At 68.1% G+C, this 16,941-nt stretch carries 18 protein-coding genes; 13 read left to right on the top strand and 5 right to left on the bottom strand.

All coding sequences use genetic code 11. The features are described from left to right. The first annotated feature begins 115 nt into the window (after positions 1–115). Positions 116–1,330, top strand: coding sequence for a UbiH/UbiF/VisC/COQ6 family ubiquinone biosynthesis hydroxylase (locus GGQ80_RS01465; RefSeq protein ID WP_183981947.1), 1,215 nt, complete (start codon positions 116–118; stop codon positions 1,328–1,330). A 239-nt stretch (positions 1,331–1,569) separates the two neighbouring features. On the opposite strand, the gene GGQ80_RS01460 is transcribed toward GGQ80_RS01465, so the two are convergent. From GGQ80_RS01460 to sucC, 3 genes are all read right to left on the bottom strand, one after another. Next, entirely contained in the window at positions 1,570–2,499 is a 930-nt protein-coding gene (locus GGQ80_RS01460) for an electron transfer flavoprotein subunit alpha/FixB family protein (protein WP_183981946.1), read from the bottom strand. 138 nt (positions 2,500–2,637) lie between these two features. After that, on the bottom strand, positions 2,638–3,384 hold the full coding sequence (locus GGQ80_RS01455; protein WP_183981945.1) for an electron transfer flavoprotein subunit beta/FixA family protein: 747 nt from the start codon (positions 3,382–3,384) through the stop codon (positions 2,638–2,640). Positions 3,385–3,579: 195 nt separating this feature from the next. Then, positions 3,580–4,779 (bottom strand): ADP-forming succinate--CoA ligase subunit beta, encoded by a 1,200-nt coding sequence (gene sucC / locus GGQ80_RS01450; protein WP_183981944.1) that lies wholly within the window; start codon positions 4,777–4,779, stop codon positions 3,580–3,582. Positions 4,780–5,035: 256 nt separating this feature from the next. On the opposite strand from sucC, the gene GGQ80_RS01445 reads away from it, so the two are divergent. Further along, positions 5,036–5,350, top strand: coding sequence for a PilZ domain-containing protein (locus GGQ80_RS01445; protein ID WP_246346774.1), 315 nt, complete (start codon positions 5,036–5,038; stop codon positions 5,348–5,350). An 87-nt stretch (positions 5,351–5,437) separates the two neighbouring features. Here GGQ80_RS01445 and GGQ80_RS01440 read toward each other — a convergent pair whose 3' ends face one another. Beyond that, positions 5,438–6,373 (bottom strand): ribose-phosphate pyrophosphokinase, encoded by a 936-nt coding sequence (locus GGQ80_RS01440; RefSeq protein ID WP_183981942.1) that lies wholly within the window; start codon positions 6,371–6,373, stop codon positions 5,438–5,440. Between GGQ80_RS01440 and GGQ80_RS01435 the strand changes: the two genes are divergently transcribed. From GGQ80_RS01435 to purH, 11 genes are all read left to right on the top strand, one after another. Then, complete coding sequence (locus GGQ80_RS01435; RefSeq protein ID WP_183981941.1) at positions 6,363–6,752, top strand: type II toxin-antitoxin system Phd/YefM family antitoxin; 390 nt, start codon at positions 6,363–6,365, stop codon at positions 6,750–6,752. The two genes, GGQ80_RS01440 and GGQ80_RS01435, sit on opposite strands and share 11 nt — an antisense overlap. Then, complete coding sequence (locus tag GGQ80_RS01430; RefSeq protein ID WP_183981940.1) at positions 6,749–7,156, top strand: type II toxin-antitoxin system VapC family toxin; 408 nt, start codon at positions 6,749–6,751, stop codon at positions 7,154–7,156. The genes GGQ80_RS01435 and GGQ80_RS01430 overlap by 4 nt, the downstream gene beginning before the upstream one ends. A gap of 13 nt (positions 7,157–7,169) precedes the next feature. Then, a complete protein-coding gene (locus GGQ80_RS01425) occupies positions 7,170–8,510 on the top strand; it encodes a glutamate--tRNA ligase (RefSeq protein ID WP_183981939.1) in 1,341 nt (446 codons plus the stop codon). A gap of 89 nt (positions 8,511–8,599) precedes the next feature. Continuing rightward, the gene (locus tag GGQ80_RS01420) at positions 8,600–9,268 is read left to right on the top strand and encodes an energy transducer TonB (protein WP_183981938.1); all 669 of its coding nucleotides are present in this window, start codon (positions 8,600–8,602) and stop codon (positions 9,266–9,268) included. 89 nt (positions 9,269–9,357) lie between these two features. Beyond that, on the top strand, positions 9,358–9,705 hold the full coding sequence (locus GGQ80_RS01415) for a hypothetical protein (protein ID WP_183981937.1): 348 nt from the start codon (positions 9,358–9,360) through the stop codon (positions 9,703–9,705). A 17-nt stretch (positions 9,706–9,722) separates the two neighbouring features. After that, positions 9,723–10,811, top strand: coding sequence for a bifunctional diaminohydroxyphosphoribosylaminopyrimidine deaminase/5-amino-6-(5-phosphoribosylamino)uracil reductase RibD (ribD, locus tag GGQ80_RS01410; RefSeq protein ID WP_183981936.1), 1,089 nt, complete (start codon positions 9,723–9,725; stop codon positions 10,809–10,811). Further along, positions 10,739–11,347: a riboflavin synthase gene (locus tag GGQ80_RS01405; RefSeq protein ID WP_183981935.1), complete on the top strand. Its 609-nt coding sequence runs from the start codon at positions 10,739–10,741 to the stop codon at positions 11,345–11,347. Before ribD ends, GGQ80_RS01405 begins: the two co-directional genes overlap by 73 nt. Next, on the top strand, positions 11,337–12,470 hold the full coding sequence (gene ribB, locus GGQ80_RS01400) for a 3,4-dihydroxy-2-butanone-4-phosphate synthase (RefSeq protein WP_183981934.1): 1,134 nt from the start codon (positions 11,337–11,339) through the stop codon (positions 12,468–12,470). The genes GGQ80_RS01405 and ribB overlap by 11 nt, the downstream gene beginning before the upstream one ends. 128 nt (positions 12,471–12,598) lie before the next feature. After that, positions 12,599–13,018, top strand: coding sequence for a 6,7-dimethyl-8-ribityllumazine synthase (gene ribH / locus GGQ80_RS01395; protein ID WP_183981933.1), 420 nt, complete (start codon positions 12,599–12,601; stop codon positions 13,016–13,018). Beyond that, the gene (locus GGQ80_RS01390; protein WP_183981932.1) at positions 13,015–13,593 is read left to right on the top strand and encodes a GNAT family N-acetyltransferase; all 579 of its coding nucleotides are present in this window, start codon (positions 13,015–13,017) and stop codon (positions 13,591–13,593) included. Before ribH ends, GGQ80_RS01390 begins: the two co-directional genes overlap by 4 nt. A gap of 32 nt (positions 13,594–13,625) precedes the next feature. Beyond that, positions 13,626–15,197 (top strand): bifunctional phosphoribosylaminoimidazolecarboxamide formyltransferase/IMP cyclohydrolase, encoded by a 1,572-nt coding sequence (gene purH, locus GGQ80_RS01385; protein ID WP_183981931.1) that lies wholly within the window; start codon positions 13,626–13,628, stop codon positions 15,195–15,197. A gap of 115 nt (positions 15,198–15,312) precedes the next feature. On the opposite strand, the gene GGQ80_RS01380 is transcribed toward purH, so the two are convergent. Further along, entirely contained in the window at positions 15,313–16,830 is a 1,518-nt protein-coding gene (locus GGQ80_RS01380; RefSeq protein ID WP_183981930.1) for an oligosaccharide flippase family protein, read from the bottom strand. Positions 16,831–16,941 lie beyond the last annotated feature (111 nt).

Below are 16,941 nucleotides of genomic sequence, written 5' to 3'. Positions count from 1 at the left end.
GGCGCGATCTCGAGAGAGGCTGAAACAAGTTCAGCATGACGTGGATTGTTCATGGAGCGCCGGGCCAGCGCAATGAACCCTGTTCGCCACCGCCGTTCGATCCTAGGAGCATCATATGGATACCGACGTCATCATCCTGGGGGGCGGCCTGGTCGGCGCGACGCTGGCGCTGGCGCTCGATGCGCATAGCCTGGCGAGCATCGTCGTCGATCCCGCCGATCCCGCCGTCACGCTGGCCCCCGGCTTCGACGGCCGCGCCTCGGCGGTGGCGAGCGCGAGCGGGCGGATGCTCGATGCGATCGGCGTCGGCGCGCGGATCGCTGGCAAGGGCTGTGCGATCCGGCACATTCGCGTCAGCGACGGGCTGGCGCCGGGCAAGCTCGATTTCATCCCCGACGACGACGATGGTGCGCTTGGCACAATGTACGAGAACAAGCTGCTGCGGCAGTCGCTGTTCGACGCCGCCACCGCGGCGGCGCGGGTCGATCTGCGGATGCAGACGCGCGCGACGACGGTCGATCGCGCGGCCACCGGCGTCACCGCGACGCTCGACGACGGCACCACGGTGCGCGCGCCGCTGGTGGTGGCGGCGGAGGGGCGCAATTCGCCGACCCGCGCCGCCGCCGGCATCACCGTCGCGCGCTGGCAATACGACCATGCCGCGATTATCGGCGCCTTCCACCACGAAAAGAGCCACGAGAACACCGCCTACGAAATCTTCTATCCCGCCGGCCCGTTTGCGTTGCTACCGCTGCCCGACGATGCGGTCGGGCATCGATCGGCGATCGTGTGGACGGTGGATGCCGTTGACGCGCCGGGGATGCTCAAGCTCGGCGAGCGCGCGTTCCTGGCCGAGGCGTCGAAGCGGATGGGCGGTTTCCTGGGCGAGCTGTCCGACGCCAGCCCGCGGGCCAGCTATCCGCTGGGCTTCCACCATGCCGCGCGGATCACCGCCGAGCGGCTGGCGTTGGTCGGCGACGCCGCGCACGGCATCCATCCGATCGCGGGACAGGGGCTGAACCTCGGCTTCCGCGACGTCGCCGCGCTGGCCGAGGTACTGGTCGAGGGGAGGCGGCTGGGGGTCGACCTGGGCGATGCCGCCTTGCTCGACCGCTACCAGCGCTGGCGCGGGCTCGACACCTTCATGACCGCCTGGGCGACCGATACACTGACCCGGCTGTTCGGGGTCAAGGGCCGGACCGCGAGCGCGGTGCGGCGGGCAGGCATGACGCTGGTCGATCACGTCCCGCCGCTCAAGGCGCGGTTCATGGCGGAGGCGCGGGGCGAGAGCGGGGCGTTGCCGAAGTTGCTGCAGGGGTTGATGATTTAGGAGGGGGCTCCACCCACCCCCGTCATTCCCGCCTGCGCGGGAATGACGGGGTGGGGCGGCTATTCCGCCTTCGCCCTGTCACCCCGAGCCCAGTCGCGCTTTCCTTACCGCCGTCATGCGTGAGGCACCGACGCGGGAGTTAATCCCGCGTCGTCGGACGGCGCCGTTGCTCCGCCGGCCGTGCCGGCGGATGCCGCCAGGCGGCACCGGCGGGCAGCATCGCTGCCCGCCTTCCGCCGTCACAACTTCTCGGTCAGCTCCGGCACCAGCTTGAACAAGTCGCCCACCAGCCCGATGTCGGCTACCTGGAAGATCGGCGCGTCCTCGTCCTTGTTGATCGCGACGATGACCTTCGAATCCTTCATGCCGGCGAGGTGCTGGATCGCGCCCGAGATACCGACCGCGACATACACCTCCGGCGCGACGATCTTGCCGGTCTGGCCGACCTGATAGTCGTTGGGGGCATAGCCGGCGTCGACCGCGGCGCGGCTGGCGCCGACGCCCGCGCCCAGCTTATCGGCCAGCGGATCGATCAGTGCGTGGAACTGATCCGACGAGCCCAGCGCGCGGCCGCCCGATACGATGATCTTGGCGCTGGTCAGCTCGGGCCGCGCGTTCTGCGCGATCTCGGCGCCCTCGAAGGTCGACAGACCCTTGTCGCCGGTCGCGGCCACCGCCTCGATCTCGGCCGAACCGCCCTCGGTCGCCGCCTTCTCGAACGCGGTGCCGCGGACGGTGATGACCTTCTTGGCGTCCTTGGTCTGGACCGTCGCGATCGCGTTGCCGGCATAGATCGGGCGGGTGAAGGTGTCCTCGCTCTCGACCGACAGGATGTCGCTGATCTGCATGACGTCGAGCAGCGCGGCGACGCGCGGCGCGATGTTCTTGCCGGTAGTGGTCGCCGGGACGACGAAGGCGTCGTGGTGCCCCATCAGCTCGACGACGAGCGGCGCGACATTCTCCGCCAGCGCATGCGCATAGGCGGCGTCGTCGGCGACGTGAACCTTGCCGACGCCGGCGATCTTGGCGGCGGCCTGCGCGACGCCATCGACGCCCTGCCCGGCGACGAGGAGATGGACCTCGCCCAGCTTCGATGCCGCGGTCACCGCGGCGAGGGTGGCGTCCTTGACGGCGGTGCCGTCGTGCTCGACCCAGACTAGAGTCTTCATATCAAATCCTCTCGTTCTACCGTTCCGTTCGTCCTAAGCAGCCGCTGAGCGAAGCCGAAGCGGCGTCTCGAAGGACAGGTGGTTCGAGACGAGGCTTCGGCTGCCCTCAGCCTCTCCTCACCACGAACGGTGATGATCTTACTTCGCGATGCCCATCGCCTTCAGCTTGCCGACCAGCTCGTCGACATCGGCGACCTTGACGCCCGCGGTGCGCTTCGCCGGCTCGACGACCTTCAGCGTCGTCAGGCGCGGCGCGACGTCGACGCCGTAATCGGCGGCGGTCTTCTGCGCCAAGGGCTTCGACTTCGCCTTCATGATGTTAGGCAGCGAGGCGTAGCGCGGCTCGTTGAGGCGAAGGTCGGTGGTGATGATCGCCGGCAGCGTCAGCTTGTCGGTCTCGAGCCCGCCATCGACTTCGCGCGTCACCGTGACGCTGCCCTCGGCCAGCTCGACCTTCGAGGCGAAGGTACCCTGGCCGACGCCCATCAGGCCGGCGAGCATCTGCCCGGTCTGATTGTTATCGTCGTCGATCGCCTGCTTGCCGAGGATGATCAGGTCGGGCTTCTCCTCGTCGGCGATCGCCTTCAGGATTTTGGCGACGCCGAGCGGCTCGACCCTTTCCTCGCTCGTGACCAGGATCGCGCGATCGGCGCCCATCGCCAGCGCGGTACGCAGCGTTTCCTGCGCCTTCTGCTCGCCGATCGACACGACGACGATCTCGGTAACGCCCTTGTCCTTGAGACGGATCGCCTCTTCGACGGCGATTTCGTCGAAGGGGTTCATGCTCATCTTGACGTTGGCCAGGTCGACGCCGCTGCCGTCGGCCTTCACCCGGGGCTTCACGTTATAGTCAAGCACGCGCTTGACCGGGACCAGTACCTTCATCAGCGTCCTTCCAGCTCCTGCCGGCAAGGGCGTTTACGCCCTCGCATCGGCTTGTCACATGGCGGTTTTCCGTCGTTTTCGCAAGTGCGGTACGGAAAACCGGCGTTGCCGTAACGGCATTTACACTGTGCCAACGCGTCGGGCCCGGACATGGCGTCCGAGCCCGCGCAATTTCCCGTCAAGATGAGATGCGGTTCACGCCGCCTTCTTCACCTCGGCGACGATCTTCTGCGCCGCATCGCCCAGGTCATTGGCGGGGACGATGGCGAGGCCGGAGTTCGCGAGGATCTCCTTGCCCTTCTCGACATTGGTGCCTTCGAGCCGAACGACGAGCGGCACCGACAGGTTCACTTCCTTCGCCGCGGCGACGATGCCGTCGGCGATGATATCGCAGCGCATGATGCCGCCGAAGATGTTGACCAGGATGCCCTTCACGTTCGGATCGCCCAGGATGATCTTGAACGCCGCAGTCACCTTCTCCTTGGTGGCGCCGCCGCCGACGTCGAGGAAGTTGGCCGGGAACATGCCATTGAGCTTGATGATGTCCATCGTCGCCATGGCGAGGCCGGCGCCGTTGACCATGCAGCCGATGTCGCCGTCGAGCTTGATATAGGCGAGGTCGTACTTCGACGCCTCCAGCTCGGCGGGATCCTCCTCGGTCTCGTCGCGCAGTTCCATCAGGTCCTTGTGACGGAACAGCGCGTTCGAATCGAAGCCGACCTTGGCGTCGAGCACCATCAGCTTGTTGTCGTCGGTGACGGCGAGCGGGTTGATCTCGATCTGCGCGGCGTCGGTGCCGAGGAAGGCGTCGTACACCTTGCCCGCCAGGCTGTGCGCCTGCTTGGCGAGGTCGCCCGTCAGGCCGAGCGCCTTGGCGACGGCGCGGCCGTGATGCGGCTGGAACCCCGTCGCGGGATCGACGGCGAAGGTGTGGATCTTCTCCGGCGTGTCATGGGCGACCGTCTCGATGTCCATGCCGCCTTCGGTCGACACGACGAAGGCGACGCGGCCGGTGGCGCGATCGACCAGCAGCGCCAGGTAGAATTCCTTGGCGATGTCGACGCCGTCGGTGACGTACAGGCGGTTGACCTGCTTGCCGGCGTCGCCGGTCTGGATCGTCACCAGCGTGTTGCCGAGCATCTCGGTCGCGGCGTGGTGAACCTCGTCCTCGGTCTTGGCGAGGCGGACGCCGCCCTTGGCCTCGGCCGGCAGCTCCTTGAACTTGCCCTTGCCGCGGCCGCCGGCGTGAATCTGCGCCTTGACGACATAGAGCGGCCCCGGCAGCTTCTTCGACGCCTCGACTGCTTCCTCGACGCTCAGCGCGGCGAAGCCGGCCGGAACGGGAACGCCGAACTTGGCCAGCAATTCCTTCGCCTGATACTCGTGAATGTTCATGGGCGGCCTCGCCTTATGATGCTGTCGGGAATGGTTCGTTCAGCCCTTTGCACAGGCGGGCGGACGAATCCACCCTCCACGATGGTGGAGCGTCTCTCTGATGCGACTGCATCGCAATATCTGGCGGTTGGGGAGGATGGCCGGATGGTTGCCGCTTTGTATCCCGATCGCGACGGCAAACGGGCGCGCCTCTGGGTAGCGCTAACGCAATGGTAAGCATGGGCTGGCATGGTCCCCATCCATGGAACAGGCCCGCATGACCCCGTCGTTCGACATGTTCGGCAGCGAGCAGCGCCGGGCGTTGCGTCGGCCGGTGAAGCTGCGCGCGAAGCTGCGCGACCGCGGGCAGACGCGGTTCGAGATCGACATCACCGACCTGTCGCTGACGGGGTTCCGTGCCGAAACCAGCTTCACGCTGTGGCCCGGCTCGGTCGTGTGGCTGACGTTGCCGGGGCTCGCCGGACTCGAGGGCACGGTGCAGTGGCGCGACAAGTTCCTGTACGGCTGCTCGCTCGCCAAGCCGCTGCATCCCGCGGTGTTCGAGCATATCGTGGCGCTGGGGGACCGCTAGGCCGCCGCCGGCGCTTCCTGTCGCATCATCCGCGACACTTTCGTCCTCCAGGCGGTAGAGAATGGCTGGGTCGGCGGCTGGCCGGGCTCAGTCGAAGAGCGACGACACGCTGGATTCGTCCGCGATCCGCTTGATCGCCTCGCCCAGCAGCGGCGCGATCGGCAGGTGGCGGATCTTGGCGGTCGCCGAGATCGCCTCCTGGTTGCCGATCGAGTCGGTGATGACGAGTTCGGTCAGCGCCGATCCGTCGACGCGCGCGACCGCGCCGCCCGACAGCACGCCGTGGGTGACATAGGCGACGACGTCCTCCGCCCCCGCTTCACGCAGCGCCGCTGCGGCATTGCACAGCGTGCCCGCCGAATCGACGATGTCGTCGATCAGGATGCAGAAGCGGCCCTCGACCTCGCCGATGATGTTCATCACCTCCGATTCGCCCGCGCGCTCGCGGCGCTTGTCGACGATCGCGAGCGGGGCGTTGTCGAGCCGCTTCGCCAGCACGCGCGCGCGGACGACGCCACCGACGTCGGGCGACACGACCATCAGGTTGCGATCCTGGAACCGCGCCTGGATGTCGGCGCTCATCACCGGCGCGGCATACAGGTTGTCGGTCGGGATATCGAAGAAGCCCTGGATCTGCCCGGCGTGGAGATCGACCGACAGGACGCGATCGGCGCCGGCGACGGTGATCAGGTTGGCCACCAGCTTGGCGGAAATCGGGGTGCGCGGGCCGGGCTTCCGGTCCTGGCGGGCATAGCCGAAATAGGGGATCACCGCGGTGATGCGCCGCGCCGACGCACGCTTCAGCGCGTCGATGATGATCAGCAGTTCCATGAGGTTGTCGTTGGCGGGATAGCCCGTCGACTGAACCACGAATACGTCCTCGCCGCGGACGTTCTCCATGATCTCGACGAACACTTCCTCGTCGGCGAAGCGGCGCACCAGCGCCTCGGTCAACGGCAGTTCGCAATATTCCGCAATCGCCTTGGCGAGCGGGAGGTTCGAGTTGCCGGTGATGAGCTTCATGTGGGTCCCCTTGCGCGAATCGGAGCGCCTTAGAGGCGTGGCCTCCCCTCGCCAAGCTGATGTCTTGTCGAATCGAACGATTACGGCTATTATTTTGGCCGGAAGGTTTGTGTCGATGCGTCACGTTCCCATCGCTGAATTCAAGGATCGCTTGTCGGAGATGGTCGCTGCCGTCGCCGAAGAGGGTGCGATTTCAATTACACGACATGGTCGGGAAGTGGCGCGCTTGATCCCGCCCGAAATGGATGTCGTGGAGCGTCGTCGGCAGGCCTTCACCGCACTTGCCTCTGTTCGCAACGAGATGAAGGCAGAGGGTATTCCAGCCACCACGCGCGCCGAAATCGCAGATTGGATCGCCGAAGGGCGTAATCGCGGGTGATCGTCGTCGACGCGTCGATCATTGCGCCGACGGTCCTGATCGACGAGGAGCCTTGGCCTGGGCATGTCGCCATGCGACTGACGGCTGGGCCGCTCGCAGCGCCGCCTCATTGGTCCGTCGAAGTGGTCAACCTTCTCCATGTTGCGGAGAGGCGGGGGCGACTGACGCGCGCTGGCCGGCAGGCGGCAATCGAAAAGATGCGTGATTTCGGCGTCGTCACTAGCTTACTCGCGCCCGATGCAGGCTGGATGGGTATTTCCGCTCTTGCGGATCGCCATGGATTGACTGCCTACGACGCCGCTTATCTGCATCTGGCCCTGACGAGTGGAGCATCCTTGGCGTCGCTCGATCGCGCGTTGATAACGGCGGCCGCCAGTTACGATCTTGACGTGGTGACCTACTGAAGCACTGAAGGCCATGACCATCGTTACCCGCTTCGCCCCCTCGCCGACCGGCCGGCTTCATGTCGGCAACATCCGTACCGCGCTGCATAACTGGCTGTGGGCGCGGGTGAACGGCGGGCGGTTCCTTCTGCGGATCGACGATACCGATGCCGCGCGCAGCGAGGAGCGGTTCGTCGAGGCGATCCGAACCGATCTCGCCTGGCTGGGGCTGGCGCCCGACGACGAGGTGCGCCAGTCCGCCCGCTTCGCGCTGTACGAGGAGCGCTTCGACGCGCTGGTTGCGGCGGGGCGGATCTATCCGGCCTATGAGACCCAGGCGGAACTGGACCTGAAACGCAAGGTGCTGCTCGGCCGCGGCATGCCGCCGGTCTATGACCGTGCGGCGTTGCGGCTGTCCGACGACGATCGCGCGCGGTTCGAGGAGGAGGGCGTGCGCCCGCACTGGCGCTTCCGGCTCGAGCATGATCGGCCGATCGAGTGGGACGACCTAATCCGCGGCCCGCAGCATTTCGATCCCGCCACGATGAGCGACCCCGTGGTGCGCCGCGCCGACGGATCGTGGCTCTACATGCTGCCGAGCGCGATCGACGACATCGATCTCGGCATCACCCATGTCGTGCGTGGCGAGGACCATGTGTCGAACACCGCGCTCCAGCTGCAGATGTTCGATGCGATGGGCGCCAGCCCGCCGGCCTTCGCGCACGAGGCGCTGCTGACCGGGGCGGAGGGCAAGCTGTCGAAGCGGCTCGGCTCGCTGAGCGTCGATCATTTCCGCGAGGTCGGGATCGAGCCTGCCGCGGTGCGGTCGTTGCTGGCGCGGATCGGCACCAGCGAGCCGGTCGAGCCGCATGTCGAGGTGCAGCCGCTGATCGATAGCTTCGACTTCGTGCATTTCGGCCGCGCGCCCGCCCGGTTCGACGAAAGCGAGCTGTCCGGGCTCAACGCGCGCATCGTCCACCAACTCGACTTCGACAGCGTGCGCGATCGCCTGCCCGCCGGAATGACCGAGGCGGCGTGGACGGCGGTGCGGCCCAATCTTCACAGCGTCGGCGAGGCGGCGGACTGGTGGGGCGTGATCGAGGGGCCGGTGGCGCCGCCGGCCTTCGACGACGAGACGCGCGCCTATCTCGCCAAGGCCGCCGACGCGGCGCGGTCGCTCGACTGGGTGGGCGACCCCTGGCACGCGCTGACGGGGGCGCTGAAGGAGCGGACCGGGCGCAAGGGCAAGGCGCTGTTCCTGCCGCTGCGTCAGGCGCTGACGGCACGCGACCAGGGGCCGGACATGGCGCTGGTGCTGCCGCTGATCGGCGAGCGTCGTGCGATCGAACGTCTCTCGGTGGCAGCGGGGATATGACATATCATTCCGCTTGACGAGGATCGTAATGTTGTAACATTCTGTTTCCCCTGCCGGCCATCGTGGCCAGCCGAGCATGGGAGAAGACCATGTACGCCAACCATCATCTGCCGCCGTCTCGCTTCAACCCTGCGGGCCTGGGCGCCGCGATCGCGATCAACGCCGCGGTCGTCGCCGCGCTGATCTTCGCCGCGCCGCACGTCGAGAAATTCAAGCCCAGCGGTCCTATCAGCGTCTTCACCGATCCGCTGGACATACCGCCGCCGCCCGAGCCCCAGCCGCAGCCGAAGACGCCGCCGGCGGAGAAGATCTTCACCCCGGTTCCGCCGCTCGACCTGCCGGTCAAGCCCGTGGACGCGATGGACACGACGGATACCCTGCCGCCGACACCGCCGTCGTCCGACCTGATCGGCAAGGCCGAACCGCTGCCGGTCCCGGTCGAGCCGCCACCCCCGCCGCTCCCAGCCCTTGTCGAACCCAGTATCGACCAACGCTACGCCGCCGATCTCCAGCCGATGTATCCCCCCGCCGAACGCCGTGCGGGGCGCGAGGGCAGCGTTACCATCCGCGTGCTGATCGGCGTCGACGGCCGCGTGAAGGAGGCGCAGCAGGTCCGCGCGACGAGCGACGACTTCTGGCGCGCGACATTCGATCGGGCGCTCGCCAAGTGGCGCTTCAAGCCCGGCAATAGAGGCGGCGTGCCGGTCGAGGCATGGCGGACGATGACGCTGCGCTTCGTCCTGAAGGACGGCATGTGACACGCTGCCGCACCGCCCCACGGTGCGGCACCGGGCGGGGGCATCGCGACCACTGGCCGCGATGCCCCTCAACACCTACATTAGTGGTCATGAGGTATTTCCGCCGCTTCGCGCCGGTTCGCGCCTATCGTGACCTGCGCTACTTCCTCGCCACGCGCGAGCCCTATGAATATTGGTTCCTGATCGCGGCCATGGCGATCACCGGCTTCCTGGTCTGGGCATTCGCGCACGACAGCCGGTTCGAGCGCGAATACCGGCCCGAGATCGTCTACGTCGAGCAATGGCGTGCCGATCGCAGCGATGCCGACATCGTCGCCCAGCAGAAGATCGACGGGCCGATCAAGGCCAAACGCATGGCCGAGCAGAAGGCCCGCGAGGACAAGGTTAAAGCGCAGTTCCAGGCGGTCGACAACGCGATGGACAAGTGGGGCCTCTGACCAACGACGCGCGATGGATGGGGGCGGCCCTCGCGCTGGCGGAGCGTGGCCGGGGGCGGACGGCGCCCAATCCCAACGTCGGCTGCGTGATCGTCGACGACGCGGGCCGGGTCGTGGGCCGCTGCTGGACCCAGCCCGGCGGGCGGCCGCATGCCGAGGCGATGGCGCTGGCCGAGGCGGGGGAGCGTGCGCGCGGCGCCACCGCCTATGTGACGCTGGAGCCTTGCGCCCATGTCTCGACGAGGGGGCCGGCGTGCAGCGACTCGCTGATCGCGGCCGGCGTGACGCGGGTCGTCGCAGGGATCGAGGATCCCGATCCGCGCACCGCGGGCAGCGGCTTCGCCCGGCTGCGGGAGGCGGGCGTGGCGGTGACGGCCGGCGTGAGGGCCGAGGACGCGCGCCGCTCGATGGCGGGGTTCCTGACCCGCCTCGCGCTGGGACGCCCGTTCGTGACCCTGAAGCTCGCCACGTCGCTCGACGGCTGCATCGCGATGGCCGACGGCACGAGCCGCTGGATCACCGGCGCCGAGTCGCGCGCGCACGCGCACCTGGAGCGCAGCCGGCACGAGGCGATACTGGTGGGCCGGGGGACGTACGAGGCGGATGCGCCGCGGCTCGACGTACGCTTGCCGGGGCTGGAGGAGCGGAGTCCGGAGAGGGTGATCCTTTCCACCCGCCCTCACCCTTCCGGCGCTGCGCGCCTCCCTCCCTCTCCCGCTGGGAGAGGGAAAATGCTGCTGAAGGCAGCGAAGGGTGAGGGTGGCTGGCTGTCGATCCCCTCTCCCCAAGCGATCATCGACCTTCCCGCCGACCACCTTCTCGTCGAAGGCGGCGCGCAAACCGCCGCCGCCTTCCTCCGCGCCGACCTCGTCGACCGCCTGCTCCTCTATCGCGCGCCGATCCTGATCGGCGGCGGCAAGCCCGGCATCGCCGACGTCGGCCTGTCCGACCTGTCGGCCGCGCACGGTCGCTGGCGGCTTGCCGACGCGCGGCGCCTTGGCGTGGACCGGTTGGAGGTATACGAGCGCGCGTCATGTTTACCGGCATCGTCTCCGACATCGGCACCATCCGCAGCGTCGAACAGCGCGGCGACACGCGAGTCGTGATCGACACCGCCTATGACACCGCGACGGTGGATCTGGGCGCGTCGATCGCCTGCTCGGGCGTCTGCCTGACCGTCGTCGACAAGGGCGCGGGCTTTTTCGCGGTCGACGTGTCGCACGAAACGATCAGCCGCACCGCGACCGACCAGTGGGTCGAGGGTCGCCGCCTGAACCTCGAACGCGCGATGAAGCTGGGCGACGAGCTCGGCGGGCATATCGTCACCGGCCATGTCGACGGCGTCGCCGACGTGCTCGGCGTCTGCCCCGATGGCGATTCGCACCGCGTCGGCTTTCGCGTGCCCGCCAGCCTCGCCCCCTTCCTCGCGCCCAAGGGCTCGGTGACGGTCGACGGTGTGTCGCTGACCGTCAACGAGGTGACCGACCAGGACGGCGGCGAGACGCACTTCGCGGTCAACCTGATCCCGCACACCCAGGCGGTGACGACGCTCGGCGATCTGGCGCAGGGCAGCACCGTCAACATCGAGATCGACGTCCTCGCCCGCTATCTGCAACGCATGGAGCATTATCGTGGCCGCTAAGTCCCCCGAGGTCGCACGCCTGCGCCACGCCTTTCTGTCGAGCCCCGAAGAGATCATCGACGAGGCGAAGAACGGCCGGATGTTCATCCTGGTCGACGACGAGGATCGCGAGAACGAGGGCGATCTCGTCATCCCGGCGCAGATGGCGACGCCCGAGAAGATCAACTTCATGGCCAAACACGGCCGTGGCCTGATCTGCCTCGCGCTGACCAAAAGCCGTGTCGACGAACTCGGCCTGCCGCTGATGAGCCGCAACAACGGCACCCGGCACGAGACGGCGTTCACCACCTCGATCGAAGCGCGCGAGGGCGTGACCACCGGTATCTCCGCCGCCGACCGCGCGCGTACCGTCGCGGTGGCGATCGATTCGTCGAAGGGCGCGAGCGAGATCGTGACGCCCGGCCATGTCTTCCCGCTGGTCGCGCGCGACGGCGGCGTGCTGGTGCGCACCGGCCATACCGAGGCAGCGGTCGACGTCTCGCGCCTCGCCGGCCTCAACCCCTCGGGCGTGATCTGCGAGATCATGAACGAGGACGGGACGATGGCGCGGATGGACGACCTCGTCGCCTTCGCCCAGTTCCACAACCTGAAGATCGGCACGATCCGCGACCTGATCGCATACCGCCGCCGTTATGACCATCTCGTCGAAAAGCGCGCCGAGGCCCGTTTCGTCAGCGAATGGGGCGGTGAATGGACCGCGATGACCTTCTGGAACAAAGCCACGGGCAGCGAACAGATCGCGCTGGTCAAGGGCAAGGTCGATCCCGCCAGGCCGACGCTGGTCCGCATGCATGCGATGTCGCCCTTCTCCGACATCTTCGGCGAGGGTGGCGAGCGCGCCGGCCTGCTGCGCCGGTCTATGGAGATCATCGGTGCGGAGGGCGCCGGCGTCGTCGTCGTCATCAACCGCCCGCGTCCCGACCAGTTCACCGTCGCGCTGCAGGCGAAGGCGGGGTCGCTCGAACCCTCGGCGATGGACGAACTGCGCGACTATGGCGTCGGCGCGATGATCCTGACTGAGCTGGGGGTGGAGGAGATGGAGCTGCTCACCAACACCCACCACACGCTGGTCGGGCTCGACGGCTACGGCCTGTCGATCGTCGGCGAGCGCGCGATCGATTGACCTCGCTCAAACCGTTCGCGGTGAGGAGAGGCTGAGCGCAGCCGAAGCCTCGTCTCGAACCACCTGTCCTTCGAGACTCCGCTTCGACTTCACTCAGCGGCTCCTCAGGACGAACGGAAGGGTAAAACATGGCCACCATCCTCATCGTCGAGGCCCGCTTCTACGACCATCTCAACGACATGCTGATCGCCGGCGCCAGGGCAGCGATCGAGTCGGCGGGGCACACGGCCGAGGTCGTCACCGTTCCCGGCGCGCTCGAAATCCCCGGCGCGATCGCGCTGGCGGCGGAGACGGGCGACTACGACGCCTATGTCGCGATCGGCGTCGTCATTCGCGGCGAGACCTATCATTTCGAGATCGTCGCCAACGAGAGCGCGCGCGGGATCATGGCGCTGACGATGGACGGGCTGCCGATCGGCAACGGCATCCTGACGACCGAGGACGAGGCGCAGGCGATCCGCCGCGCCGATCCCGAACAGCTGAACAAGGGCGGCGGCGCGGCTGAGGCGGCGCTGGCGATGCTCAAGCTGCGTCAACGCTGGGGATGAACGGCCCCGTCCTCTGCACGCCGCGGCTGATCCTGCGGCCGCTCGCCGCAGAAGACTGGGAGCCCTGGGCCGCGTTCCATGCCGAGGAGGAGACGATGCGCTTCCTCGGCGGGGTCCAATCGCGTGGGGTCGCTTGGCGCAGCTTGTGCGGCATGGCGGGTGCGTGGACGATCCGCGGCTTCTCGATGTTCTCGGTTGTCGAGCGCACGACCGGCACCTGGCTGGGGCGCATCGGCCCGCACCAGCCGGAAGGCTGGCCCGGCACCGAAGTCGGCTGGGGCCTGGCTCGCGAGCATGCCGGCAAGGGCTATGCGTTGGAGGCTGCGACCGCGGCGATGGATTATGCGGTCGATGAGCTGGGGTGGGATCACGTCATCCACACCATCGATCCCGACAACGTCGCCTCGATCGCGCTGGCGAAGCGGCTCGGTTCGGTCAACGAGGGGCCGACCCAGCTGCCGCCGCCGTTGCAGGACTTCCGGGTCGACGCCTGGGGGCAAAGCGCGGCCGACTGGCGCGCCCGGCGGGGGGCGACTGGTTCGCGCGAATTCAACTCCTTACCCCAGCCCGGTTGAAAACGGAGCCTCCAGCGGCCAAAGGCCCCGCCATGACCGACATCGCCATCCGCCGCGCGCTCCTCTCCGTCTCCGACAAGACGGGAGTGGTCGACCTCGCCCGCATCCTCGCCGAGCGTGGCGTCGAGCTGGTCTCGACCGGTGGCACGGCGAAAGCACTGCGCGAGGCGGGGCTGAGCGTGAAGGACGTCAGCGACCTAACCGGCTTCCCCGAGATGATGGACGGCCGCGTCAAGACGCTCCACCCGATGGTCCACGGCGGGCTGCTCGCGGTGCGTGACGACGCCGCCCATGCCGCAGCGATGGAAGAGCATGGCATCGGCGCGATCGACCTCGTCGTCGTCAACCTCTACCCGTTCGAGGCAACCGTCGCGAAGGGCGCCGCACGCGACGAGGTGATCGAGAATATCGACATCGGCGGCCCGTCGATGGTCCGCTCGGCGGCGAAGAACCACGCCTATGTCGCGATCGTCACCGACCCCGCCGACTATGCGCTGCTGGAGAAGGGCTCGACCACGCTCGACGAGCGCCGCCGCCTTGCCGCCAAGGCATTCGCCGCCACCGCCGCCTATGACTCGGCGATCGCCCAATGGTTCGCCTTCGCCGACCAGGGCGAGCGATTCCCGGCGACGCTGCCGCTGACGCTGAAGCGCGGGCAGACGCTGCGCTATGGCGAAAACCCGCATCAGCAGGGGGCCTTCTACGCCGCCGCCGGCACGGGGGCGACGGGCATCGGCCAGGCGCGTCAGCTGCAGGGCAAGGAGCTGAGCTACAACAATCTCAACGACGCCGATGCCGCGCTGGAGCTGGTCGCCGAGTTTCGCGACGCCGCGCCGTCGTGCGTCATCGTCAAGCATGCGAACCCCTGCGGCGTCGCGACCGCCGACAGCCTGGAGGCCGCCTATGCCGAGGCGTTCGCCTGCGACACGGTGTCGGCGTTCGGCGGCATCATCGCGGTCAACCGACCGCTCGACGGCGCCACGGCGCGGGCGATCACGCAGATCTTCACCGAGGTGGTCGTCGCCCCCGACGCCGACGAGGAAGCGCTGGCGCTGTTCGCTGCCAAGAAGAACCTGCGGCTGCTGTTGACCGGCGCGCTCCCCGATCCGCGCCGCGCCGGGCTGACCGCCAAGTCGATCCTCGGCGGCTGGCTGGTCCAGGATCGTGATGGCGGGATGCTGACCGACGACATGCTGAAGGTGGTGACGAAGCGCCAGCCGACCGCGCAGGAGCTCGCCGACTGCCGCTTCGCCTGGACGGTGGCCAAGCACGTCAAGTCGAACGCGATCGTCTATGCCAAGGACGGTGCGACCGCGGGCATCGGCGCCGGGCAGATGAACCGCCTGGAATCGGCGCGCATCGCCGCCTGGAAGGCCAAAGACGCCGCCGACAAGGCCGGCTGGGGACAGCCGCGGACGATCGGCTCGGCGGTGGCGTCGGATGCGTTCTTCCCCTTCGCCGACGGCCTGATGGCGGCGGTCGAGGCGGGCGCGACCGCGGTGATCCAGCCGGGCGGCTCGATCCGCGACGACGAAGTGATCGCGGCGGCCGATGCGGCGGGGCTGGCGATGGTCTTCACCGGGATACGCCACTTCCGGCATTGATGCCGTCGGTCGCAGGACCGTCAGGCTGAACTCGTTTCAGCATCTCCCGGTGAGGTTCTGCTCCGTCACCACGAGATCCTGAAACAAAATCAGGATGACGCGGGGAGGGGAGAAGCTACCGAACCGGCGCGCCGACGTTCGGCAGCGTCGCTTCCTCCGCCTGCGGCATCTTGCCGAACAGCGACCGGTCGGCGGGTTCGAAGGCGAAGCGCCACAGGATGAACAGATAGGTCGCGGCGATCGCCGGTTCGCCGAACAGCAGCTCGGCCCATTCCAGCCGATGCGGCAGCAGCGTGAAGGCTGTGCCGACGACGATGGCGGCCGCGACCGCGCCGATCATCGGCCAGCGCACTGGATTGACCGATGCGCCGAGTAGGCGGCCAAGTAGCCGCGCCTTGATGATCGAGGTCAGCAGCAGCGACAGCATCAACGCCACCGCCGGCCCCGCCGCCTGCCAGCTCACCGGCCAGCCGAGGCTGCGCATCGCGCCGATCAGCGCGAAGCTGGCGACGATCTGGAACGCCAGCATGCCGGCGGAGATCATCAGGTTGCGGTGCCGGGCGATGTATACGAGCGCCGATTCGCTGACCGCGCCGGTCGACGCCAGCACCTCGGCGGTGAGCAGGAAGCCGAGGGCGGCGGTGCCGGCGACGAATTGCGGCCCGACGACGCCCATCACCGCCTCGCCGGGGATCGATCCCATCAGCGCGAGGCCACCCTGCGCCGCCATGATCCAGAAGGCGACCTGGCGCACCTGGCGGGCGATCGCGGCGCGGTCGTTGATCGCCAGACTCTGGGTGATGACGGGGCCTAGGATCGGGTCGAAGCTGGTCTTCAGCTTCTGCGGCAGCGAGGCCACCTGTTGCGCCATATAATAGATGCCGACGATCTTGGGCTCGAACATGACGCCCAGGATGAAGCGGTCGACGTTGCGGCTGCCCCATTCCAGCGCATCGGCACCGGCGAGCGGGGCGTTGGCGCGGGCGAGTGCGAACAGCTGGCCGATGTGCGGCGACCAGCCCCGCGGCAGGCCATAGCTGCGCAGGAACGGCACCATGCTGGCGATCAGCGCCGCGGTCATCGACGCGACGTAGGAGAGCACGAGGCCGTCGCGGATCGTAAAGAACGAGAACACCCAGGCCGCGATCGAGATCGTCCACGGCTCGACCACCGCACGCGCGGTCACCGCCGCCTTGACGTTGAGCCTGTAAGCCAGCGCCGCGAGGCTGACGTCGGACCAGGCGATGCCGACGATGACGAGCGGCAGGAAGCGGTCGAGCCCGGTGATCGGGCTGTTCGGGTACATCGCCTCGGGAAAGGCGATGAGCACGCCGCTGGCGATCAGCGACAGCACGAAGGCGAGCGCGAGCGCGTCCCAGACGACACAGACATGCGGCTGGTCGGTGCCGGCGAGCGCCTGCGCCAGCCCGCGCTTGAGCCCGAGCGTCGCGACCAGCGCGGCGAGCTCGACCACCACCACCGCCAGCGCGAAGCGACCGACGAGATCGGGGCCGTAGAGGCGGCCGGCGATGAACAGGAACGGGATGCGCGCAGCGAGCCGCAAGACGAAGCCAGCGACGTTGGTGCGGCCGCCCTTGGCGAGGGTGTCGATGTCGACGGTCGACGACGTCACGACCTGCCCTCACCCTTCCCACGCCGCTGCGCGTCGCGGGCCCCCTCCCTCTCCCGCTGGGAGAGGGAGGGAGCGGCGCAGCCGCGGAAGGGTGAGGGCAGGAGCCCGGCC

It is taken from the genome of Sphingomonas jinjuensis (assembly GCF_014197105.1).
In the GTDB taxonomy this organism is placed as follows: domain Bacteria; phylum Pseudomonadota; class Alphaproteobacteria; order Sphingomonadales; family Sphingomonadaceae; genus Sphingomonas; species Sphingomonas jinjuensis.
This window is presented reverse-complemented; position numbering and strand designations above follow the sequence as displayed.